The following is a 22,275-nucleotide window of genomic DNA, read 5'->3' as shown; positions in this document are numbered from 1 at the left end:
GACACGTATCCCGTCGCGAATCGTTGGGAGAGACGCCATGGGCGCCGACCACACCCGTCCCGCTCCGTCCGCCCCGCCGGGGGTACGACGGATTTTGGTCGCGACGGTGGTGCCGCTCTTCGTGATCACCGTGGTCGCCGCGCTGGTGCTCTGGCCCCGGCAGGACCGGGACCCCGCGGACGCGCCCGCCCTGCCCCGCTACCACGGCACCGTGACCCGGGTGGTGACCGAGCCCTGCCCGCCGACCCCGGAGGCGCCGGAGGGCGGTCCGGGTGGCTCCGCCGGGCCGTGCGGGACGGTGACCGTCGCGGCCGAGCAGGGTCCGGACGCCGGCCGGCAGGTCGAGACGCCGCTACCGGCCGGCCCCGGCGCGCCCAGGGTCGAGGTCGGCGACAAGGTCGTCCTGGTCGAGCTGACCGACCCGGCCGACCCGGCGGTCAAGAGCTACAACATCGCCGAGCACCAGCGCGGCACACCGCTGGTCTGGCTGGCGGTGCTCTTCGCCGTGGCGATCGTGGCGTTCGGCCGCTGGCGCGGCCTGGCCGCGCTGGGCGGGCTGGTGGCGAGCTTCGCCATCCTGCTCGGCTTCGTGCTGCCCGGGATCGGCGCCGGCCAGTCGCCGCTGCTGATGGCGATCGTGGGCGCCGCGCTGATCATGTTCGTGGTGCTCTACCTGACCCATGGCGTCACCACGCAGACCTCGGTGGCGGTGCTCGGCACGCTCGGCAGCCTGGTGCTGACCGGGGTGCTCGGCACCCTGGCCACGGCCGCCACCCACCTGACCGGCTTCGGCAGCGAGGACGCCACCACCCTGTCGATGTTCCAGCGCGACGTGGACCTGCACGGCCTGCTGCTGGCCGGCATCGTCATCGGCTCACTGGGCGTGCTGGACGACGTGACGGTCACCCAGGCGGCCACCGTCACCGAGTTGGCCCACGCCAACCCCGCGTTGTCCCGTCGGCAGCTCTACCGGGCGGCCACCCGGGTGGGCCGGGCGCACATCGCCTCCACGGTCAACACCATCGTGCTGGCGTACGCGGGCGCCTCGCTGCCGCTGCTGCTCCTGCTCGTCGCCGACTCCCGACCGGTGAGCGAGATCCTCACCAGCGAGTTCATGGCCCAGGAGATCGTCCGCAGTGCGGTGGCCACGCTCGGCCTGATCGCCGCCGTACCGCTGACCACCGGACTGGCCGCGGTGGTCACCGCCGCCGGGCGGCGCGGGACCACCGCGCGGCCGGCGGATCCGCCCGCGCCGCGGCCGCCGGCCGGGCGGGACGAGGCGCTGGAGGCACTCGGCGGGACGCCCGGGCCGCGCGACGGAGGGTGGCCCGGCGGCGACAGGAGCACGGAGGCCGCATGGTGACACTCCGCAGCGTGACGACGGATCCCAAACGCGATCCTGGTCACGCTGGGCGAGGACGAATTCTCGCTATTGGTCGGCTTCCGGACGTAGAACACCGGGAGGACTCTCGGGTAACCTCGCTGCCGGTCACCGCTGAAGGCGCGCACCGGCGCCAGCGGTGCCGCCGCCCAATCGCCCGCGGGCGAGCCGGGGAACCAGGTACATGGGGTGAATCCGCGCGAGCGGTAGGGGCCACTTCCGTCCCGAACCCGGCAGCTAACCCGGTCGGCGGCCGACGGAAGGGAACACTGTGACGGCACCCCTGCGCCGCTGGCTGACTCCCGTGGTGGCCGTGCTCGCCGCGCTCACCGTGCTGGCCGGGCCGACCCCGGCGACGGCGGCTCCGACCACCCCCACCCCCTCGGGCCATTCCGAGGACGACGACGACCCCCTCATCACCGAGGCCATCGACACCGCCAACCGGGCCTACCTGCAGGCCAAGGCGAAGCTGGACAAGTCGCGCAAGCGCCAGCTCCAGCTCGCCCTCGAGGTGAAGGCGGCGCAGAACGACCTCGACGCGCTGAGCCCGCAGGTGACCCAGATCGCGGCGCAGTCCTACCGGACCGGCCGGATGGGCGCCATGGCCATGCTGCTGGAGAGCAACTCGCCGGACTCGTTCGTGCAGCGGGCGTCCGCGCTGGACGAGCTGAACCTGTTCAACGCGCAGCGGCTCGCCGCCATCAACGCCGCGAAGACCCGCGCCGAGCAGGCCAAGATCGCGCTCGACGCCGAGGTGCGCGAGCAGGAGAAGCAGAAGAACGCCATGGCCCGCGAGAAGGCCGAGACCGAGAAGGCGCTGAAGCTGGTCGGTGGGCTCGGCTTCACCGGCGGCCTGGTCGCGGCCACCTCACCGGTCGCCCGGGTCGGCCCCGGCCGGACCGCCGACGGCGACTGGAAGCCGGAGTCGTGCAGCGAGGACGACCCGACCACGTCGGGCTGCATCACTCCGCGCACGCTGCACGCGTACAAGGAGGTGAAGCGGGCCGGCTTCAACCGCTTCGTGGGCTGCTACCGGCCGGGCGGGCCGTGGGAGCATCCCAAGGGCCGGGCCTGCGACTGGTCGCTGCAGAAGAGCGGCTTCTCCTCCTGGCGCACCAAGGACCAGCGGATGTACGGCAACAACGTCGCCGCCTTCCTCATCCGCAACGCCGACCGGCTGGGCATCTACTACGTGATCTGGAACCGGCAGATCTGGTTCCCGGCCACCGGTTGGAAGTCCTACAGCGGACCCTCCGACCACACCGACCACGTGCACATGTCGCTGCTCTGACGACGTACGCCGAAGAGGGCCGGCCCGCGACGCGCGGGCCGGCCTCGACGTTTTTCCGAACCGGTCAGCCGGCGAGCGCCGGGTCGGCGGGCGCGGCCGGGGCGGGCACCGGCGCGGCCGACGTGCCGGCCGGGGCCTGCGCCACCGTGCGCACCTCACCGGCACTGAGCCGGTACGACAGGCCGACCACCGTGCACCGCCCGGCGGACACCTCCTCGGCGAGCACGGCGGACCGGGCCAGCAGCGCCTCCACGGTCTGCGCGATGTGGATGTCGACGATGGCGTCGAGGTCCTCGACACCCTCCCGGGTGGCCCGGAGCAGGCTGGGCGCGACGGCGTCCACCACCGCGCCGAGGTGCCCGGGCGGCGAGTTGCCGGTGCGGACCGCCTCTCGGGCGGCCTGGACCGCGCCGCACGAGTCGTGGCCGAGCACCACCACGAGCGGGGTGCCCAGCACGGTCACCGCGTACTCCACGCTGCCGAGCACCTCGGGGCCGGCGGTGTGGCCGGCGGTGCGGACCACGAAGAGGTCACCGAGGCCGCGGTCGAAGATGATCTCGGCGGCGAGCCGGGAGTCGGAGCAGCCGACGATCACCGCGAAGGGATGCTGCCCGTCGGCGACCGCCGCCCGGTGGTCGGCGTCCTGGTTGGGATGGCGCGGGACGCCGGTGACGAACCGGCGGTTACCGGCGTAGAGCTCGGCGAGCGCCTGCTCGGGAGTGGTCAGCGGCACTGAGCCTCACCTCGTCCTCGCGCGAAAACGACCTGGTCAGCCGGCCGGCGACGGAGGCGGCCTCGCCACCCACGGTCACACGCAGCCCAACCCACGTCAAGATTTACGTGATACGCATTTCATACGTCACACCACCCTTGACGGCGGCTCCTGCCCCGGCCCCGCCGCGCACGCCCGGCCCCGCGGCGGACGCCGGCCCCGGGCGGGACCGGGAGGCGGGGCCATACCATGACCACCATGGCGACGACACCGGGCCAGAACGGGAGCGGCCGGAACTGGACGTTCCTCACCAACCACGGGCACGTGCTGCTGGCCATCGCCCGCAACCCCACCGCGCGGTTGCGGGACGTGGCCGACGAGGTGGGGGTGACCGAGCGGGCCGCCCAGGCGATCGTCGCCGACCTGGAGGCCGGTGGCTACCTCCGTCGTACCCGGGTGGGCCGGCGCAACGAGTACACGATCAACCCCAACGGGCACTTCCGGCACCCGGCCGAGGCCGATCAACAGGTGGGTGCCCTGCTCGCCCTCTTCACCGCCGACCAGGTCGCGGAGCCGGCGGCCGAGAGCTGACCGCTCCCCGCGTACGCCCGTCACCGCACGGACGGCGCGGCGACGGTAATCTCACCGCGTGCGCGACAGCTTGCGGCCGGACGGGACGACTGAGCACGTCCGTACCGGGCACCGGATCCGATCCGTCCTCTTCGGAGCGGCGGTGGCCACCCTGCTCGGCGGCACGCTGGCGGTGCCCGCACCCGCCGTTGCGGCCCCGAAGTGCGGCGGCCCGTCCGGCGGCCCCGCTCCGACGGCGGCGCCCTGGGCGCTCAACCGGCTCGACCCGGCCGCGGCCTGGCGGGTCACCAAGGGGCAGGGCGTCACCGTCGCGGTCATCGACTCCGGCGTCTCGCCCGACCACCCGCTGCTGCGCGGCCGGGTGCTCTCCGGCGAGGACTTCAACCAGCTCGCCAAGCGCGACGGGCAGTGCGACCTGGTCGGCCACGGCACCATGATCGCCGGCATCATCGCCGGGCGGGAGGGCACCGGCGCGCCGTACACCGGGATCGCGCCGGAGGCCCGGATCCTGCCGGTCCGGGTGCTGGCCGACAACCAGCGGGCCTTCGACGAGTCCATCCCGGCGGAGATCGGCCACGCCATCCGGTGGTCGGTCGACCACGACGCCGACGTGATCAACCTGTCCCTGGTGACGCTCGACGACCCGGCGCTGAAGGAGGCCGTCGACTACGCCCTCGACAAGGGCGTGATCCTGGTGGCCGCCGCCGGCAACCGGCAGGAGAACCAGCAGGACCAGCCGGCGTACCCGGCCGCGTACCCGGGGGTCATCGCGGTCGCCGGGGTGGACGAGAACGGCGGGCACGTCGGCAGTTCGGTCACCGGCGACTACGTGGACATCGCCGCGCCCGGCCTGAACATCGTCGGCCCCGCCCCGCAGGGCGCCGGCTACCGGGCCGAGCCGCAGGGCGGGACCAGCTTCGCCACCGCGTACGTCTCCGGGGTCGCCGCGCTGGTGCGGGCCGCGCACCCGGAGATCACCCCGAAGGACGTCGCGTTCCGGCTCACCCGCACCGCCGACAACCCGCCCGACGGGCACAACCCGCTGGTCGGATACGGGGTGGTCAACCCCTATCGGGCGGTGACCAGCCTGCTGGGCACCCGCACCGACCCGCCGCTGGGTGCGATGCCGGCACCGGCACCGCACGCCGACCCGCTGGCCTGGCAGCGCACCGTGGCGATCTGGGCGGCCCTGGTCGGCGCGTTGCTGGCCGGTGTCCTGCTGGCGCTGCGGCCGATCCTGGTCCGGGGTCGCCGGCGGGGCTGGCGCCCGGGCCGCCGCACCGCGCCGCAGGACGCCTGACCCAGCCGGCCCGGAAAAGCACCACGGCCCCGACCCCGGCGTGAGCCGGAGCGGAGCCGCAGCGGGTCGGTCGGGTCAGCCCCAGACCTTGGAGTTGCTCATCTCGGTGGTCATGTAGTTCTCGCGGGCGATGCCCACGGCCCCACCGATCTCGTTCAGGACCTTGTTGATGTCCCGCACGGCGACGTCCCACTGAGCCTGGTGCTGCTCGTAGGCGACGCGGTCCTGGCCCTCCCACTCGAGCTTGGTCAGCATCGAGCGCAGCGTGTCAAGCTTCTCGTCGATGGTCCGCGAGATGGCCTGCATCTGCTGGTTGCTGCTTTCGAGGACAGCGTAGTCAACCTTGATGCTCATCGATTCCTCCTCTGCCTGTCTTCGCGGATCACGGGTTGAGAGCAGAGTGGAACTTGTCCAGCATCTGCTGCTGCTCTTCGTCGTTGACCTGGTGCGTCGTGCCCGACTTGTCAAGCAGGTCGGCGATGTTGTCCATCGCCGTCAGCAGCTTGTTCGTGTCCTCGTTCCAACGCAGCATCAGGTTCTGGAAACCCGTGGACGCCCCGCCCTTCCAGGCCATGGCCAGGTCGTCGACGACGTTCCACAGCTTCTTCAGCTCACCGTCGACGTCGCTGCGCGTGGACCGCACGTCACTCGCGGCGGTGTGCAGGCTCGCTGCACTGACCTCGAACGCCATGCTTCACACCCTTCCGTCATCTCTGTGGCGGCGGATCCGCCGCGCCCCTCCCCCGCGGCAAGGCGTCACACCCCACCGACGGACACTTCAACCGAACCGTAGCGGACGACGTCCAATCCGCGCAGCCCTGCTTCCCCATGGCGCACAACGCCGTCCGACGCACCGGACCGTACGACGTGGACGGTCGCCGGCGCCAGCGGCGGCTCAGGACGGCCGTCGATACGACCTGACGTGCATCACCGCGCCGAAGACCAGGACCACCGCCAGCAGCGCCACGAACAGCCAGAGCACCGGCTTGTCGAGCGCCCGGTCGAGCACCACCGGAATCAGCGCGGCGACGCCGGTGAGCAACACCACTTCGCTGGCCCGCTTCGCCCACGCGGCGCGGGACAACTGGGCGACCAGCGCCAGCCCGATGAAGACCGGCACGGCCACCAGGAAGTACACGAAGAGCACCAGGGTCATCTCGGGCCCCTTCCCGTCACTGGTAGAACTTGGAGTCCTGCACCCAGTCGATTTTGATGTCCTTGATGTCCGGGTCCTGGCCGGTGGCCGCCCAGCCGGGTCGGGAGTCCGACACGAAGGCGAACCGGTCGTTGCCCTGGAAGCCGGCCATGACGGCGGAGAACACCGCGCTGATGTCGCCGAAGACCAGCGCCAGGATCGCCGCGCTCGCCACCATCCCGGCCACGCCGATCGCCTCGGCGATGGGCGCGGTCGGCGGGAACGCCTGGAGGGCGACCGACACGATCACCGCGATCAGGATCGGGATGAGCGCGTCGACCAGCGCGTTCACCGCGTCGTTGAAGGCGTCCCGGGCCGAGGTCAGGGTGTCCTTGTTGGCGTTGAACGCCTCGGCCAGCGAGTTGATCTCCGCACTGAGCTTGCGCAGGAAGAGGTCGAACGCGTCCCGGTCGTCGAAGTCCCACTCGCTGTCCGACGGCGGCACCTGCTCCAACGCCGCGCCGAACTGGTCGCCGCCGAGCAGCCGCGCCGCGTCGCCCCACTCCTTGATGGACTTGTTGACCTCGTCGTTGTCGAAGGTCTCCAGGTAGGCGATGGCGGCGCCCAGCGCGCCGGCGAAGACCAGCCACATCCAGTTGGCCCGGGCCGCGGGCAGCAGGCCGCGCACCGGCGCCGTCGCGGCGGCGACCGTGTGCGTGCCGGTCACCGTGCCGGCCGCGTTGGCGATCAGGATCTCTGACATCAGCTGCCCTCCCCGTCCACCCGGCCGGTCACTTGACCACCCACGGCTGGTCCGACTTCTCCCAGTTCTTCGCGGTCTGCTCCAGCTGCTCGGCTGCCCTGTGCAGGTGCTCGATGCCGGTCCTGACGTTCTTGAGGTGACCGTCCACCGAGGCGTTGTGCGCCTGCACGGTCGCGCCGCCGAAGAGGGTCAGCGCGCCGTCCGGCAGCTTCACGCTCTCCAGCAGCGTCTGCACGTTGCGCAGGTACTGGATCGGGCCGTCCGGGGCGTCGAGCTTCTTGCTCGCCTTGCGAATCGCGTCGACGTCGACCTTGTTCGCCACCGCGTCTCCTCCCTGGTCAGCGGCGCAGGCCGCGGGTCGGGTCGGTCAGGTCCACGCCGAACTGGCGGAACCAGTCCTCCGGCGTGAGGGTGCCCTCCTGCGCCCGGCGGACCAGGTCCGAGCCGCCGAGCATCTCGGCCGTCAACTCCTGCTGCCGCTCGGCGAAGGTCGCGTACGCCGCGTCGATCGCGGCCTGGAGCGACTCGGCCAGGGTGAAGCTGTCCAGCCGCATCGCCCGGGCGTTGATCTCGATGCCACCGACCTTCATGTCACCGTCGACCGTCACCCGGACCAGGCCGTCCGGGCTCTCGCCGGTGACCCGCAGCTCGGCGCGCTGCTGCTGGAACTCCGCCAGCCGGCGCTGCTGCTCCTGCGCCTGGCGCAGCAGATTCTCCATCGCGCCGCCGGCGCCGCCGTAACCCCACGAGGTGCTCACGACTGTCCTTCCCTCAGCTTGACGGTCGGGCCGACGCTACCGGACCCGGTCATCCGACGTCCGCCCCGTCAGGCCGGCTCCGTCCAGGCGGTCTGGATGAGCTGCTGGCCGTCCCGGCGGCGGACCAGGGTGCCCCGGCCCGGCGGTTGCGGGCTCGGCCGCAGGTTGCCGAAGACGGCGCCCTCCTCGCGGCTGCCGGACATCAGCAGGCCCGGCGAGTCCAGCTCGCGCAGGCGTTGCAGCACCGGCTCGTAGAGGGCCCGGGCCACGCCGCCGACCCGGCGGGTGATGATCAGGTGCAGGCCGATGTCCCGCGCCTGCGGCAGCAGCTCGTGCAGGGCGCTGAGCGGGTTGTTGCCGCCGGAGGCGACCAGGTCGTAGTCGTCCACCAGGATGTAGAGCTCCGGCCCCTTCCACCAGCTCCGGTCGCGCAGCTGGGCGGTGGTCACGTCCGGCCCGGGCAGCCTGTTCTGCAACGCGCTGCGGATCGAGCCGAGGCCCTGGCTGAAGACCTGGTTGGACGGCGCGTAGTCGAGCAGGTGGTCACCCTCCACCGCGCCCAGCAGGCCGCGCCGGTAGTCGGCGATGACCAGCCGGGCCTGGGCCGGGGTGTAGCGCTCGGCGATGCCGCGGGCGATCAGCCGCAGCAGGTTGGTCTTGCCGCACTCGGCGTCGCCGAACACGGTCAGGTGCGGCTCGGTCGTCAGGTCCAGGTAGACCGGGGCGAGCGCCGACTCGTTGACGCCGATCGGGATGCCCGGGACCGACCGGTCCACCACCTTGGCCAGCTCGCTGACCGCCAGCTTGCGCGGCAGCAGCCGCACCTTCGGCGCCGGGCGGCCCGGCCAGTTGGCCGCCACATGCCCGGCCAGGGCGACCGACGCCTCGGTGAGGTCCTCGATGTCGCGCTTGCCGTCGATCCGCGAGATCCCGGTGAGGAAGTGCAGCTTGTCGCGGGTCAGGCCGCGACCCGGCGTGCCGCCCGGCACGTTCTGCGCGGCCCGGCGGTCGATCTCCGACTCGGCCGGGTCACCGAGCCGCAGCTCCAGCTTGGTGCCGAGCAGGTCCCGCATGTTGATCCGGATCTCCGCCCACCGCACGGCGGTGACCACCACGTGTACGCCGAAACCGAGCCCGCGGTTGGCCAGGTTGGTGATGGTCTGCTCCAGCTCCTCGTACTCCTGGCGCAGCGTGTTCCAGCCGTCGACCACGAGGAAGACGTCACCGAACGGGTCGTCGGCGAACTCGCCCGCCGCCCGGCGCCGGCGGTAGCTGGCCACCGAGTCGATGCCGTGCTGGGTGAACCGGTTCTCCCGCTCGTCGATGACGGCGACCACCTCGGCCACCGTCCGGCGGACCGCCTCGACGTCCCGCCGCCCGGCCACCCCCGAGGTGTGTGGCAGCCCGTCCAGGCTGCGCAGCGCGCCACCGCCGAAGTCGAGGCAGAAGAACTGCACCTCGCGCGGGGTGTGGGTGAGCGCCAGCGAGGCCAGCATCGTGCGCAGCATGGTGCTCTTGCCGCTCAGCGAGGCGCCGACGATCACCACGTTGCCGCCGGCCCCGGAGAGGTCCACCATCATCGGGTCGCGGCGCTGCTCGTACGGGCGGTCGACGATGCCGACCGGCACGGTGAGCCGGCCGCGCCCCGGCCAGTTGGCGGTGGTCAGGCCGAACGTCGGGTGCACGGTCAGCGGGGGCAGCAGCTCGGCCAGGGCCGGCGGCTCGGCCAGCGGCGGCAGCCAGACCTGGTGTGCCGGGCGGCCCCGACCCTGGAGCCGGTCGATCAGCACGTCCAGCATGGCCACGGCCTTGCCGTCGCCGGTCTGCTCCGGCTCGGGCGCGGTCTCGGCCGGGCTCGGCAGGGCCGGCGCCGGCACGTAGTCGATGCCGTACGGGACGATCCGGCGCTGCACCTGCGCCCGGGTGGACCGCTGCACCTGCCCCGGCGCCCGGTACGGGCCGGAGACGTAGGCGGCCCGGAACCGCAGCATGGTGGTGGTGTCGGTCTTCAGGTAGCCGTGGCCCGGCGCGTTCGGCAGCTCGTACGCGTCCGGCACGCCGAGCACGATCCGGCTCTCCACCGCCGAGAAGGTCCGCAGGCCGATCCGGTACGACAGGTGGGTGTCCAGGCCCCGGAGCTTCCCCTCCTCCAGCCGCTGGGAGGCCAGCAACAGGTGGACGCCGAGCGACCGACCCAGCCGGCCGATCATCACGAAGAGGTCGATGAAGTCCGGCTTCGCGGCGAGCAGCTCGGAGAACTCGTCGCAGATGATGAGCAGGCTGGGCATCGGCTCCAGCGGCTCGCCCGCGGCCCGGGCCTTCTCGTAGTCGTAGCGCGAGACGTAGTTGCCGGCCGCCCGCAGCACCTCCTGGCGGCGGTTCATCTCACCGGCCAGCGCGTCCCGCATCCGGTCGACCAGCGGCAGCTCGTCGGAGAGGTTGGTGATCACCGCGCTGGTGTGGGGCAGCGCGTCCAGCGAGGCGAAGGTGGCGCCACCCTTGAAGTCGACCAGGACGAAGTTGAGCTCCTCCGACGAGTGGGTCACGGCCAGCGCCGCCACCACCGTGCGCAGGAGCTCGCTCTTGCCGGAACCGGTCGCGCCGATGACCAGGCCGTGCGGGCCCATGCCCTCGTGCGCCGACTCCTTGAAGTCCAGCTCCACCACGTTGCCGTCCGGCCCGAGTCCGAGCGGGATGCGCAGCCGGTCCCGGTGGCTGCGCGGCCGCCAGGTCTGCTGGATGTCCACCGTGGCCGCGTCGCCGACGCCGAGCAGGTCCGGCAGCTCCATGCTGCGGGCCAGCGGCTCCTCGGTGCTGGCGCCCTGCTGCTGGGAGAGCCGGTAGGGGGCGATCTGCCGGGCCAGCCCCTCGGCGGCCGCCATGCTGAGCCGGTCCGGCCGGCCCAGCCGGGAGGTGGCCGTGCCGCGGACCAGGTCCAGCCCGCTGCCGTCGCCGGCGTCCAGGCAGAGCAGCCAGCGGCCGGCGTCGCGGGGCACCGCGCCGGAGAGGTCGATCACCGTGGCGCCGAGCAGGCCCGGCCCCATCAGCGCGCAGGTCGACGAGACCTCGCCGCCGTCGAGCACCACCACCAGGTGCGGCGCGGTGGTGAGGGGCTTCGCCTCCGGGGCGAACCGGGGCCGGCCACCCAGCTCGTTGGCGAGCGCCGCCTCCGCCTCGGCGAGGCTGGCGAAGACCATCCGGCGCGCGCCCGCCGCGTCCGTACGCCCCGGGTGCTGGGCGTGCGGCAGCCACTTCACCCAGTCCCACACCGGCTGCCGGTCGGGCGCGGCCACCACGGCCACGAGGAGGTCGTCCGGGGCGTGGAAGGTGACCAGCTGGCCCAGCGCGGCCCGGGCCAGGTCGAGCACCGGCTCCCGGTCGCCGCGCAGCGCGACCCGGCTGAACGCGCGCAGCGACAGCGCGGTGGGCAGGTCCGGCACGCTGGAGTGGGCCCGGACGAACCGGCGCAGCGCGATCGCGCTCATCGGCTCCAGGTCCTCCACCGGCTTGGTCTCCGGCGGCACGATCTCCACGGCCAGCCGCTGCGGGCCGAGCGCGATCCGGGCCTCGCCGAAGTCGTCCTCGGTGATCCGCCGCTCCCACAGCCGGCGGGAGGCGGCGACCGACCAGAGCGCGTCCGGCTCCGGGTGCCGCCAGGTCATGGCGGCGCGCTGCTGCTCGGCGGCCCGCCGGGTGCGCTTGCGCATCTGGGCCAGGTAACGCATGTAGTCGCGCCGCTGGGCGTTCAGCTCGGCCTTGTCGTTGCCGCCGCCGAGGGTGCCGACGGCCATGCCCAGCATGGACACGCCGAACAGGCCACCGGCCACGTACGTCATCATGCCGCCGCCGCGACCGGCGTAGAGGAAGGCCATCGCGCCGACGCCGCAGAGCATCGGCAGGATCATCAGCACCTGACCCATGCCCTTGGCCTGCGGCTCCGGCAGCTCGGGCGGGGACTCCAGCAGCACCTCCCCGCGCGGCAGCGCGGGCCCCGGTTGACGCGGAAGCCGGCGGAACACCACCGTGCTCAACCTTGTCTCCTCCCCAGAAGCGGCCCTGCTCGTGTTCAGCCGACGCACCCGAGTCGTCGGGTGGGCAACCTGTGCGACCGCCATCGTAGGTAATCTCCCGGGGGCGCCGTGGACCCACGGGGGCGGCGCGGGCGGCCCGGGTGGATCGTAGGCGAGCACGAGGAGGCGACTTGTTATCGGTTTTCGCCGCAGACCCTCCTGCGTCTGTCTGTCGCCCAAAAGGGCTTGTCGGGGCGGGCTTGACGACGCCGACGTCCATAGGATGCTGCAGCCGGGCATTGAAGTGGAGCGGTGAAGGCGACGTTTTGAGACGGACTCACTTGATGGGCCTGATCCTGGAGGGCGACCGTTGCAGGTGACCCGGATCGCTTACTCCACCGGCCTCAACCCTGGTAAGTACGCAGCCTTGCTGGAGCAGGTCCGGCGGCTGGGTCGGGTACGCAGCGAGGTGTGGCAGCTGTACGGCTCGGTCGCCGGTGTCGGTTCGGGTTTGAGGGATCGGCAGGTACGCGACCAATGGTTGGCCGACGGTTCGCATCTGCAGTTCGGTGTGTTGGCAAATGCTTGGAAGGAAGCTGTTCGCGACGCGATGGGCGACATCGCGGCGAACCTGGAGGCGGCCAAGGTCGATGTGCGCCGGGCAGTCTTTCGCAGCAGGAGTGATCCAAGCGAGCGCAGACGGCTACTGGCCGCGTTAAGGGCTAACCGTTGGGCTGCTGACCCCTTTCTGACTCGCCAGCTGCGCAAGCATTGGAGGCGTGGGAAGAACCGCACGCACGATCAGATTGTGGTGCGCGCCGACCAGCACAACAGCTACTTGGACGGATACGGCCGGATGTGGTTGGCAGTTCCCGGCCTCAAGCGTCGGCAGATGGCCAGGATCCCCTTGTCCACGAGCATCGCCCCGACCGGCACACTGCGACTGATCCTGCGCGGCGGCCGGGTCGAGGTGCACTACCAGATGGACGCTTCACAGATGAGGTCGTCACAACGGCCTTGCGGCGACCAGACAATCGGCGTGGACAAGGGCTACACCGAGGCCTTGACCGACTCCGAAGGCGCTCACCACGGTGATCGGCTGGGCGAACTCCTGAGCAGCGAGTCCGACCGGTTGAAGGAGCGGAAGCGGCGTCGGGCAAAGCTGCGCTCGATAGCGAACACCGCCGCAATGCGTGGCGACCATGCGAAAGTGTGCCGAATCAAGGCCAACAACCTCGGCACCGTGAAGCGGAATCGGCAGGCCGCCCAACACCGGGCGCGGGTACGCACGGAGATCTTCACCGCGGCGCACCGGGTCGTGGACAAGGCCGCCACCGTCGTCGCCGAAGATCTCACCAAACGCTTCGCCGGGCGCAAGACGCTCGGCAAGAACATGAATCGGCGCCTTGCCGAGTGGACCCGAGGGGTCACCGCCGAGGCCCTGGCAAGCGTGTCGGAGCGCAGAGGTTCTGCGCTCGTCCACGTCAACGCTGCCTACACCTCACAAGCCTGTCACCGCTGCGGCCGGCTCGGCCGACGCAGCGGCGACCGGCTTCACTGCACCTCGTGCGGGGTGGTGTGGCAGGCCGATGTGAACGCCGCGATCAACATCCTGCAGCGAGCTGGCGACCCCGACATCGCCCTGCATACCCCGTACCAGAAGGTGAAGCAGATCCTGAAGGATAGGACCGATCGCCACCGGACCAGACTGCCGGTCCAGGACTCCAGCTCGGTGACGGCCAAGCGGAGAGCGAATTATCCGAACCGCTCAGCAAAGAGCGACTAGTAGGAAGCAGGCCACAGTGGCGACGAAGACCGCGACCGGCGGACTGAGCCGGATCACCATCGTGGCGCCGCGGACCAGGATGGATCTGGCGTTGCCGTCCGACGTGCCGCTGGCCGACCTGCTGCCCACGTTGCTGCGCTACGCCGGCGAGGACCTCGCCGACGAGGGCGTACGGCACGGCGGCTGGAGCCTGTCCCGGCTCGGCGGGCAGCCGCTCGACGGCGGCCGTACCGCCGCGCAGCTCGGCGTCCGCGACGGCGAGGTGCTCTATTTCAACCCGCGCGCCGCCGCCGCACCCGAGATCGTCTTCGACGACGTGGTGGACGCGGTCGCCACCGCGACCAACCAGCGGGCCGGCGTCTGGCAGGTCGGCACCACCCGGGCGTTCTCGGTCCTGCTCGCCGGGGCGGCGCTGGCGGCCGGCGCGGTGGCCGCGCTGTTCGCCGGGCCGCCGCAGCTGCCCGGGGCGCTCGCCGCGCTGGTGGTCGCGGTCGCGCTGCTGGTCAGCGCCGCGGTGCTCTCCCGGGCAGCCGGCGACAGCCGGACCGGCGCGGTGCTGGCCATGGGCGGCCTCGGCTACGCCGCGATCGGCGGCCTGCTGGTGCTCGCCGGCGACCGGAAGCTCACCGAGCTGGCCAGCCCGCACGTGCTGCTCGCGGCGACCGCGGTGGTGCTCTTCGGCGCGGTCGCCGCGCTGGCCGTCGGGGACCGGCTGCCGCTCTTCCTCGGCGCGGTCGGGGTGGGCGTGGCGGTCGGCTTCGGCGCCGCGCTCTGCCTGGCCTTCAGCATCGGCGCGGCGGCCGCCGCGGCGGTGGTGGCGACCGTGGCGTTCGGCGCCCTGCCCGCGCTGCCGATGATCTCCTACCGGCTGGCCCGGCTGCCGGTGCCGTCGATCCCGACCGGCCCGGACGACCTCAAGAGCGACACCGAGTCGGTGGACGGCCCGCAGGTGCTGCGCAACAGCGAGCGGGCCGACGCGTTCCTCACCGGCCTGCTCTGGACGGTCTCGGTGCTGGTGCTCGGCGGCGAGCTGGTGCTCGCCGACAACGGCCGGCTGCCGGCGGTGCTGCTCTGCCTGGTGCTGGCCCTGCTGGCGCTGCTGCGGGCCCGCCCGTTCCTCGGCCGCGGCCAGCGCACCCCGGTGCTCCTGGCCGGCACCCTCGGTCTCGGGCTGGCCGCCGCGGCCACCTTCGGCGCCGGCTCGCTCCCGGTCCGGCTCGGGCTGATCCTGGGCGGCCTGCTGGTGGTGACCGTGATCAGCCTGATCTACGGGCTCAGCGTCGCGGGCAAGCGGATCTCGCCGGTCTGGGGACGCACCCTGGACATCGTCGAGATCCTGCTGATCGTCGCCCTGGTGCCGCTGGCCGTCTGGGTCTGCGGCCTCTACGGCTGGATCGTCAACCTTCGGCCGTGACCGTGCCCATGGCGCTGCCCACCGGCGCGGTGGCGTAGACGCCCGGGCCGTGCTGGCCGTCCAGCGGGCGGGCCGGCACGCCGGAGCGGCGGGCCACGTCCCGGACCACCTTCACCAGCGCCTCGGCGTGGCCGTCCATGGCCGCCACCCGCAGCAGCGGCGGGACCTGCCGGCCGCCGGGGAGCACCACGGCCGCGACCGTGTGCGACGGGGCGGAGGTGGCGGTCACCGCGTCCACCAGCGCGCCCAGCGAGCCGTTGGGGCGGACCCGCAGGGCCAGGCAGCGCTGCGTCCAGCCGCCGCCGCGCAGGCTGGTCCAGCTCTCCACCTGGGACTCCGGGGCCAGGTCGAGCCCGGCGCCGGAGACCACCGCGGCATGCAGCTCGTCGCGGCTGAGCACCCGGTGGCCGAGCCCGGCGGCGTTGAGCGCCTTGCCGAGCCGGCCGATGCCGGCCGCGACCGTGCGGTGCACGCCGCGCATGCCGCCGCCCCGGCTGACCGTCTCGGCGCGGGCGTCGGCGATCGACAGGCGCAGCGCCACCCAGACCGTGCGGTGGGCCGCCGGGGGCGCGCCGGGCGCCGGGTACCAGACCAGGGTGTGCGAGACGACCTGGGTCTGGGTGACCGGCCCGGTGAAGTCGGCGAGCACCGCGAGCGCCCGGTCCACCGTCGCCGCCTCGATCGACCCGGCCGGCGCACCGGGCGGGCCGGTCAGCGCGACCGCGGCGAACCAGCCCCGGTCGTCCTGGCCGATGCCGAGCCGGGTGCCGCGTTCGGTCAGCTCGACGACGGACAGCTCCGGGGCCAGCGCGGCCAGCCGCGGGTCGCCGGCCGGCGCCGCGCCCCGGGCCCGGTCCCGGCGGCGGCGCAGCCGGCGGCGGAGCATGAGGTCCTCGTACCACCAGCGACCGCCCCGGCGGGCGAAGGCGGCCACCACGGCCAGGAGCGCCACCACTCCGACGACGGGGAGCAGCCAGGACGGGCCGCCGGTGGCGAACCAGACGGCGAGCGCGGCGCACTCCAGCACGACTAGCTGGCCGACGACCACCGGGCCGAGCCGGCCGTGCCGGCGCTTGTCGGCCGGGGTGACCGGTCGGTCCGCCGGCACGATGGGGGCGGTGGCCGTAAGACCGGGTGGCGCCTGGACCTGGGTCATCGCGAGCGTCCCTTCTGGACATCCTGGGCATCCGCCGGTGCGGTGCGTCGCCGGGGGGCGGGCGGGGTCCCGGTGAACCGTCGACGGCCCCTTATCGTAGGGAAGCCCGCGGCGGAGTTCGGACCTGATCGTCGCGGACCCACCCCTGCCGGAGGTTAGTCATGCGGACCCGCCGCGATCAGGTGCAGGCGTACCGCTTCGTCACCCGCCGGATCGTCTCGGCGCTGCTCTCCGGCGACCCGGAGACCAACGACCTGCCGATGCGGCGTCTCGGCATGGCGGTGTTCGGCAGCGTCATCGCCGCCGCCGTCGTGCTCGGCGGCGCGGGCGCGTACGGGCAGTTCACCAGCAACTCCGCCCCGCTGGAGCCGAACACCCTGGTGATCGAGCGGGAGACCGGCGCGACCTACGTGTTCGCCGACGACAAGCTGCTGCACCCGACGCTCAACTACGCCTCGGCCCGGCTCATCCTCAACGACGCCGCCGCGCCGGTGCGCACCATGTCCCAGGCCTCGATCAGGGACCGGCCCCGGGGTGGGGCGGTCGGCATCGTGGGCGCACCGGACGACGTGCCGGACAGGAAGTCCCTGGTGGGCCTCCCCTGGTCGGTGTGCGACGTGCCCGACCCGAACGACCCGGAGCGCTCCACCACCCGCCTGGTGATCGACCGGCCGCTGCCCGGCGGCACCCCGCTCACCGACCGGGCGGTCCTGGTCAAGGTGAACGACGCGCGCTACCTGCTCACCGGCGGCGCCCGGCTCCAGGTCGGCGACGAGCAGGCGCTGGTGGCGTTGAAGATGGCCGGCGCGGCCACCCTCACGGTCGGGCAGCAACTGCTCAACGCGCTGCCGGTCGGTCCGGCGCTGCGCAAGGCGACCATCGACGGGGAGGGCGGCCCGAGCGGGCTGACCGTGGGCGACCGCCCGGCCCGGGTCGGCCAGGTCTACCGGGCCGCCGGTCAGTACTACGTGCTGGCCAAGCAGGGCCTGGTGGCGATCGGAGAGGTGACCGCGCTGCTGATGCTCGGCCGCGGTGGCCAGGTCACCGACATCACGCCGGACCAGGCCGGCCAGCTCCTCACCGACCAGCGGCTGGAGGCCGAGGGCCTGCCGGACCGGCTGCCCACCCTGCACGAGGTCCGCGCCGGGCGGACGGTGCTCTGCGCCACGTACCGCTCCGGGCCGGCCGGCCAGCCGACCACCACGCTGGAGGTCTTCGACCAGCCGCCGGCCGAGCTGACCGCGGCGACCGGGGTGCCGGCGCGGCAGAGCAGCCGGGACGCGGTCCGCACCGCGGAGAGCGTGCTGCTGCCCGGCGGCAAGGGCGTGCTGGTGCAGGCCACCGCCGGGGAGAGCGGCAAGCCCGCGGCCGGCTCGACGGTCTACCTGATCACCGCGCAGGGGGTCCGCTACCCGCTCGGCACCGCCTCCGGCGACGCGAAGAGCGCCCTCGGCTACGGGGAGGTGACCCCGCTCGCGGTGCCCGCGTCCCTGCTGGCGCTGGTGCCGACCGGGCCGACCCTGGAGCGCGCGGAGGCGATGAACCACTTCGATCCGGGTGCGGCGGCCGGCGGTGGCGCGACGCCCGGCCCGGGCGATGCCGCCCCGGCGCAGGGCGGATGAGCGGTGCGGGCAAGGTCCGAAGTGGATCGGCCGGATGACGGGTCGCCCCGGTTGGCCCGGTTCGACTAACCTGAACGTGGCCAACGGTTCTCGACGATGACTACGGGGATGCAGCCATGACCGGGCGCACGACAGTAGACGTACTGTCCTTGGAGGACTTCCACCAGCGGCTCGAGCGCAGGCTGAGCGAGGCCGAGTCGGTGTTGAAGAAGCTCAACACCGAGATGCAGTGCCGGCCGCCGGCACTCGGCACGTTCACCGACGCCAACGACAACGCGCGTCGCTACTCCGAGACGCACCAGAGCTACGTCAACCACGTCGAGCGGTTGCGGCGGGCGATCGTGGCCGCCCAGAAGGCCACCAAGACGATCATGACGAACTACCGGACCGCCGAGGCACGCAACGCCGCCGCCGCGGCCGACATCGTCGCCGCCCTCTCCGGGCTGACCGAGGCGATGAAGCCGAAGGGAGAGGATCCGCGTGTCTGAATACACCCAGCGCTACGAGCACGTCAGCCACAAGGAGCTCTACCAGGGTGTCAACGCCGGCGACCCGAAGCAGATCGACGGGCTCAGCGCCCAGTGGACCTCGCTGAAGGGCACCCTCGACGACCTCGGCCGCGACCTGACCGCCGACCTGGACGCGCTGCTGAAGACCTGGTCGGGTGACGCCGCCCGGGAGTTCCACCGCCGGCTCAACCTCGTCGCCGACTACTCCGGCAACCTGGCCGAGGGCATGACGGGCATCCGGCAGGCGCTCGACATGATGGCCAGCGAGCTGCGCACCGCCAAGGCGAAGGCGGAGAGCCCCGAGGAGACCGACGACAACGACAAGCTGCTCTCCGGCGCCGGGAAGGGCTTCCTGGTCGGCGGCCTGCCGGGCGCGCTGGTCGGCGGCATCGTCGGCCACGAGCAGGACAAGGCCGAGCAGGAGAAGGCGCACCAGCGAATGGTGCAGGTCGTCGCCAAGCTGGCCGAGGGCTACGACTTCTCGGCGTACGGCCGGATCGTCGTGCCGGAGCCGCCGGACTCGGGGCTTCCGGATCACGGCGACCCGACGGACCCGACGCTGCGGAGCGGCCCGTCGGTGAGCACGCCGTCGGCCGGGCCGGGTGTCGGCAGCTTCGGTCCCGCGACGAACGGCACCGCGACCACCTCGGGCGTGCACCACACCGCCCCGGGCAGCGGCATGGTGGGCGGCGACACGACGGGCGGCGGCACGGCCGGCCAGCCCGGCGCGGGCACCCCGGGCACCATCGGCTCGGGCAGCACCGTCGAGCCCACCGGCACCTCGCTCGCCGGGGCCGGCCCGCTGACCGTCCCCGGCCCGACGACCGGCCTGGCGGGCGGCCCCGGGCTCGGCGGCACCAGCCCGACCCTGCCGGGTGGCGGCGGCAACTCCCTCTACGGCATGCCGGGTGTGCTCGGCACCGGGTCGCTGGCCGGCGGCGGCTCGGCGGGCTCCGGCCGGGTGGGCGGGCTCGGCGCCGAGGGCCGGTCGGCCGCCGGCACCGGCCGCCTCGCCTCCGGGCGGGGCGTGACCGTCGAGACGGAGGGCCGCTCCACCGGAAAGAGCGGCACCACCGGGCGGCCCGCCATGGCCGGCCGCAACGGGGCCCTCGGCGCGCGCGGCGGCGAGGACGACGAGTCCGACGGTCGGCTGACCTGGCTGACCGAGGACGAGATGGTCTGGTCCGACGGCGAGACGGCCCCGCCGCCGGTGCTCGGCGGCAACTGACCGCAGGCTGACGACGGCGCGGCGTCCCCACCGGGGGCGCCGCGCCGTTTCGCGTCGGGCGGGGGTCGACCGCACTCCCGGCAGGTGGAGGGTGCCGGTGCGGACGAGTCCGTCCACAGCGAATCGTGGGACGGGTCACGTCGACCGGGGAGATCGTCGAGCTGCACGATGCCGAACTGACCGATAGGTTGAAACGGTGCCGCCCGTAGCGTTCGCCCCGTCCCTCTGGACGGCCACGCTGCGCAGGATCGCCCGCACGGCGGTGACCGCTCTCGCGCTCATCGCCGGATTCACCGGCCCGGCCGCGATCCCGGGCGCCGACCACCTGCATTCGGCCGCGACTGCCCGCACGGCCGTCGACCTCCGGGTCGACGCCCCGACCGCCACCTCCGTCGACGTCGGGCCGGCCGGCCGGCGGGTCGCCGAGGGTTTCCGCGTCGGGCCCGCCGCCGCGCCGGCCGCGGACTCGCCCCTCCGGCACCCGCTCACCGCGCCGGCCCCCGCCGGGCCGTCGCACCGGGCCACGGCCGACGCCGCCGCACCGGTCGCGAGCCGGGACGTCGTGGTCGTCGCCGACCCCGGCGGGGCCGCCATCGCCCGCCGCGGTCCGCCGCGCGCCTGACCGCGCCGCCCCCCGGGTACGCCCCGCTCGACCGCGCCCTGCCGCACACCCCGTGGAGTGCCGCCGCGACCCACCGCCCTCCGCCGGGCCCCGACCGTTGACTCCGACCGTTCCACCACGAGGTGCTGGTGATGCAGACCGTCTTCTCCACCGTCCTGCCCGACGTTCCCCGGGCCGCCGTGATCTGGCTGGCCCTGCTCGCCGTGGCGGCCGTCGTGGTCGCCGCCCTGATCGTCCGCCCGAACCGGTTCCGGTCGGTGTTCGGCGACCGGATCAGCGAGGCCGCCCGGCCGAGCAGCATCGAACTGGCCGAGCAGGCCCGCGAGCAGGCCCGGGAGCAGGCCCGGTACGCGCAGGAGGTGGCGGTGGCCGCGTCCCGGGCGGCGACGACCGCCGAGCGGCGCCGGGCCGAGTGGCTGGCCGCCCAGGAGGAGGTCGAGGAGGCGTGGCGGGCGTACGAGGCGGCCGAGGAGGACGTCCGCCGGCTGGCCGCCGCCGCGGCGCTGCCCCTGCCCCGGACCGCCCGGACCCCCGCCGAGTACGTGGACCGGGAGCGCTGGCTGCACCGGGCGGCGCTGGACGCCCAGTGGCGCAAGGAGATCACCGTGGAGCAGCTCAGCGACATCCTCGGCCACCGGGGCTGGGATCCGAGCCGGCACCCGGTGGAGCAGGAACTGCTGCTGCGCCGGCTGGTCCGGGACAACCTCCGGGCCCGGCAGCAGGCCGCCCGGGAGCGGGAGCAGGCCGCCTGGAGGGCCGCGGAGCTGGCCGCCGCCGCCGCGCGCAGCCTGCGTGACGAGGCGTACGTGGCGACCCGCCCGGCCACCGCGCCGCAGTCGTCGCTGTCCCTCGTGGACCTGACCGGACCGGAGATCACCCGGGAGCTGTCGGCCCCGGCCCGGGCCGCCGAGACGACCCGCGACCTGACCCCGGTGGCCCGGGGCCGGGCGGCGGTTCCGGCGTACTGACGCCTCCGGCGGAGCTGGCCGGGTTCGGTTAGCGTGAACACGTGTCCCGTGAAGCCTGGATACTCGTCGTGCTCGCCGCCGTCGCCGCGCTGGCGACGCTGGTCGGGGCGGTGGTCCTCGCCGTCCGGGTGGTCCGCACCCGCCGCATGCTCGGCGCGCTCGGGGTCGGCGGCAAGGTCGCCTTCTACGGCGCGCTGATCTACACGATCCTGCCGGTGGACGTGCTTCCCGACCCGATCTACCTGGACGACATGGGCGTGCTGGCCGGCGCGCTGATCTACCTGGGCCGGCTGGCCGCGAAGCACCGGGCCGCGCAGCGCGGGCTGCCCGACGGGTCGGACTCCCCGCCGGGGCCGGACCGGCTGCGCCGCCCCGTGTCATGATCGGCGCGGGGCCGGCGGTCGGCCCGGCTCAGGGCAGCGAGGACGGGACATGGCGGGCGACCACCGGCTGGACCCACACGACGAGCGGGTCGCCCGGTTCTTCCGGGAGCGGCACCTCGCCACGCTGACCACCCTGCGTGCCGACGGGACCCCGCACGTCGTACCGGTGGGGGTCACCTTCGACGCGGAGGCCGGCCTGGCCCGCGTGATCACCTCCGGCGCCTCGGCCAAGGCCCGGCACGTCGCCGCGGCCGGCCCGGCGGGCACGCCCGTGGCGGTCTGCCAGCTCGACGGCCGCTGGTGGCTGACCGTGGAGGGCCGGGCGGTGCTGCGCCGCGACCCGGAGGCGGTGGCCGAGGCCGAGCGGCGGTACGCCGAGCGCTACCGCACCCCGCGTCCCAACCCGCAGCGGGTGGTCATCGAGATCGCCGTGACCCGCCTCCTCGGCAGCCTCCCCGCCCCCACCTGACCCAGCTGTCACATCGTCGGTCACCGGCTGCGCCAGATGTCCGGTTCCGCGGTGACGGGGGCCACCCGCGGAAATCGGGGCCGGCAACGGGCCGTTGCACCTCCCGTACGAGCGATACGAGCGTGCGGGCGGCAGTCCCGCCGCCCCGGTGAGCGAGCGGGGCCTGCGCCCTGGAGC

At 73.5% G+C, this 22,275-nt stretch carries 22 protein-coding genes and 1 riboswitch; of the genes, 13 read left to right on the top strand and 9 right to left on the bottom strand.

Annotation, left to right across the window (positions count from 1 at the left end; all coding sequences use genetic code 11):
• The first annotated feature begins 37 nt into the window (after window positions 1–37).
• Together AB0F68_RS03905 and AB0F68_RS03900 are read left to right on the top strand one after the other, a co-directional pair.
• Window positions 38–1,363, top strand: coding sequence for a YibE/F family protein (locus AB0F68_RS03905; protein WP_357332809.1), 1,326 nt, complete (start codon window positions 38–40; stop codon window positions 1,361–1,363).
• 154 nt (window positions 1,364–1,517) lie between these two features.
• Window positions 1,518–1,649, top strand: a riboswitch (cyclic di-AMP (ydaO/yuaA leader).
• Window positions 1,650–1,652: 3 nt separating this feature from the next.
• A complete protein-coding gene (locus AB0F68_RS03900) occupies window positions 1,653–2,672 on the top strand; it encodes a hypothetical protein (protein WP_357332808.1) in 1,020 nt (339 codons plus the stop codon).
• 64 nt (window positions 2,673–2,736) lie between these two features.
• Here the strand turns inward: AB0F68_RS03900 and AB0F68_RS03895 are convergent, their stop codons facing one another.
• Window positions 2,737–3,405: a carbonic anhydrase gene (locus AB0F68_RS03895; RefSeq protein ID WP_357332807.1), complete on the bottom strand. Its 669-nt coding sequence runs from the start codon at window positions 3,403–3,405 to the stop codon at window positions 2,737–2,739.
• Window positions 3,406–3,633: 228 nt separating this feature from the next.
• On the opposite strand from AB0F68_RS03895, the gene AB0F68_RS03890 reads away from it, so the two are divergent.
• Both AB0F68_RS03890 and mycP read left to right on the top strand, forming a co-directional pair.
• Complete coding sequence (locus tag AB0F68_RS03890) at window positions 3,634–3,975, top strand: MarR family winged helix-turn-helix transcriptional regulator (protein ID WP_357332806.1); 342 nt, start codon at window positions 3,634–3,636, stop codon at window positions 3,973–3,975.
• Between the two features lie 58 nt (window positions 3,976–4,033).
• Window positions 4,034–5,275, top strand: coding sequence for a type VII secretion-associated serine protease mycosin (mycP, locus tag AB0F68_RS03885; protein ID WP_357332805.1), 1,242 nt, complete (start codon window positions 4,034–4,036; stop codon window positions 5,273–5,275).
• 75 nt (window positions 5,276–5,350) lie between these two features.
• Here mycP and AB0F68_RS03880 read toward each other — a convergent pair whose 3' ends face one another.
• The 7 genes from AB0F68_RS03880 to eccCa all read right to left on the bottom strand — a co-directional run bounded on the left by AB0F68_RS03880 (window position 5,351) and on the right by eccCa (window position 11,962).
• Window positions 5,351–5,629 (bottom strand): WXG100 family type VII secretion target, encoded by a 279-nt coding sequence (locus AB0F68_RS03880; RefSeq protein ID WP_357332804.1) that lies wholly within the window; start codon window positions 5,627–5,629, stop codon window positions 5,351–5,353.
• Window positions 5,630–5,657: 28 nt separating this feature from the next.
• Entirely contained in the window at window positions 5,658–5,966 is a 309-nt protein-coding gene (locus AB0F68_RS03875) for a WXG100 family type VII secretion target (RefSeq protein WP_151462501.1), read from the bottom strand.
• A 204-nt stretch (window positions 5,967–6,170) separates the two neighbouring features.
• Entirely contained in the window at window positions 6,171–6,431 is a 261-nt protein-coding gene (locus tag AB0F68_RS03870) for a hypothetical protein (RefSeq protein WP_357332803.1), read from the bottom strand.
• Window positions 6,432–6,447: 16 nt separating this feature from the next.
• Entirely contained in the window at window positions 6,448–7,173 is a 726-nt protein-coding gene (locus AB0F68_RS03865; RefSeq protein WP_357332802.1) for a hypothetical protein, read from the bottom strand.
• 28 nt (window positions 7,174–7,201) lie between these two features.
• Window positions 7,202–7,495 (bottom strand): hypothetical protein, encoded by a 294-nt coding sequence (locus AB0F68_RS03860; RefSeq protein ID WP_357332801.1) that lies wholly within the window; start codon window positions 7,493–7,495, stop codon window positions 7,202–7,204.
• Between the two features lie 16 nt (window positions 7,496–7,511).
• Entirely contained in the window at window positions 7,512–7,931 is a 420-nt protein-coding gene (locus tag AB0F68_RS03855) for a YbaB/EbfC family nucleoid-associated protein (protein WP_357332800.1), read from the bottom strand.
• A 68-nt stretch (window positions 7,932–7,999) separates the two neighbouring features.
• Window positions 8,000–11,962 (bottom strand): type VII secretion protein EccCa, encoded by a 3,963-nt coding sequence (gene eccCa, locus AB0F68_RS03850; protein ID WP_357332799.1) that lies wholly within the window; start codon window positions 11,960–11,962, stop codon window positions 8,000–8,002.
• Between the two features lie 355 nt (window positions 11,963–12,317).
• On the opposite strand from eccCa, the gene AB0F68_RS03845 reads away from it, so the two are divergent.
• Together AB0F68_RS03845 and eccD are read left to right on the top strand one after the other, a co-directional pair.
• Window positions 12,318–13,727: a transposase gene (locus AB0F68_RS03845; RefSeq protein ID WP_357332893.1), complete on the top strand. Its 1,410-nt coding sequence runs from the start codon at window positions 12,318–12,320 to the stop codon at window positions 13,725–13,727.
• 16 nt (window positions 13,728–13,743) lie between these two features.
• Window positions 13,744–15,141 (top strand): type VII secretion integral membrane protein EccD, encoded by a 1,398-nt coding sequence (gene eccD / locus AB0F68_RS03840; protein ID WP_357332798.1) that lies wholly within the window; start codon window positions 13,744–13,746, stop codon window positions 15,139–15,141.
• Here eccD and AB0F68_RS03835 read toward each other — a convergent pair.
• The gene (locus tag AB0F68_RS03835) at window positions 15,125–16,297 is read right to left on the bottom strand and encodes a type VII secretion protein EccE (protein ID WP_357332797.1); all 1,173 of its coding nucleotides are present in this window, start codon (window positions 16,295–16,297) and stop codon (window positions 15,125–15,127) included. The two genes, eccD and AB0F68_RS03835, sit on opposite strands and share 17 nt — an antisense overlap.
• Before the next feature lie 161 nt (window positions 16,298–16,458).
• Here AB0F68_RS03835 and eccB point away from each other — a divergent pair, with 161 nt between their 5' ends.
• The 7 genes from eccB (at window position 16,459) to AB0F68_RS03800 (ending at window position 22,098) form a co-directional block, all read left to right on the top strand.
• Window positions 16,459–17,919, top strand: a complete 1,461-nt coding sequence (eccB, locus tag AB0F68_RS03830) for a type VII secretion protein EccB (RefSeq protein WP_357332796.1) — start codon at window positions 16,459–16,461, stop codon at window positions 17,917–17,919.
• 116 nt (window positions 17,920–18,035) lie between these two features.
• Window positions 18,036–18,407 (top strand): hypothetical protein, encoded by a 372-nt coding sequence (locus AB0F68_RS03825; protein ID WP_357332795.1) that lies wholly within the window; start codon window positions 18,036–18,038, stop codon window positions 18,405–18,407.
• Window positions 18,400–19,656: a WXG100 family type VII secretion target gene (locus AB0F68_RS03820; RefSeq protein ID WP_357332794.1), complete on the top strand. Its 1,257-nt coding sequence runs from the start codon at window positions 18,400–18,402 to the stop codon at window positions 19,654–19,656. The genes AB0F68_RS03825 and AB0F68_RS03820 overlap by 8 nt, the downstream gene beginning before the upstream one ends.
• Before the next feature lie 196 nt (window positions 19,657–19,852).
• The gene (locus tag AB0F68_RS03815; protein ID WP_357332793.1) at window positions 19,853–20,278 is read left to right on the top strand and encodes a hypothetical protein; all 426 of its coding nucleotides are present in this window, start codon (window positions 19,853–19,855) and stop codon (window positions 20,276–20,278) included.
• Window positions 20,279–20,409: 131 nt separating this feature from the next.
• Window positions 20,410–21,246: a hypothetical protein gene (locus AB0F68_RS03810; protein WP_357332792.1), complete on the top strand. Its 837-nt coding sequence runs from the start codon at window positions 20,410–20,412 to the stop codon at window positions 21,244–21,246.
• 41 nt (window positions 21,247–21,287) lie between these two features.
• Entirely contained in the window at window positions 21,288–21,629 is a 342-nt protein-coding gene (locus AB0F68_RS03805) for a YkvA family protein (protein ID WP_357332791.1), read from the top strand.
• Between the two features lie 49 nt (window positions 21,630–21,678).
• Window positions 21,679–22,098, top strand: a complete 420-nt coding sequence (locus AB0F68_RS03800; RefSeq protein ID WP_357332789.1) for a TIGR03618 family F420-dependent PPOX class oxidoreductase — start codon at window positions 21,679–21,681, stop codon at window positions 22,096–22,098.
• Window positions 22,099–22,275: the final 177 nt, after the last annotated feature.

It is taken from the genome of Micromonospora sp. NPDC023966 (genome assembly GCF_040639095.1).
Classification (GTDB): Bacteria; Actinomycetota; Actinomycetes; order Mycobacteriales; family Micromonosporaceae; genus Micromonospora.
Note: the sequence above shows the minus strand (reverse complement) of the source record. Positions and strands in the feature narration are given on the sequence as shown.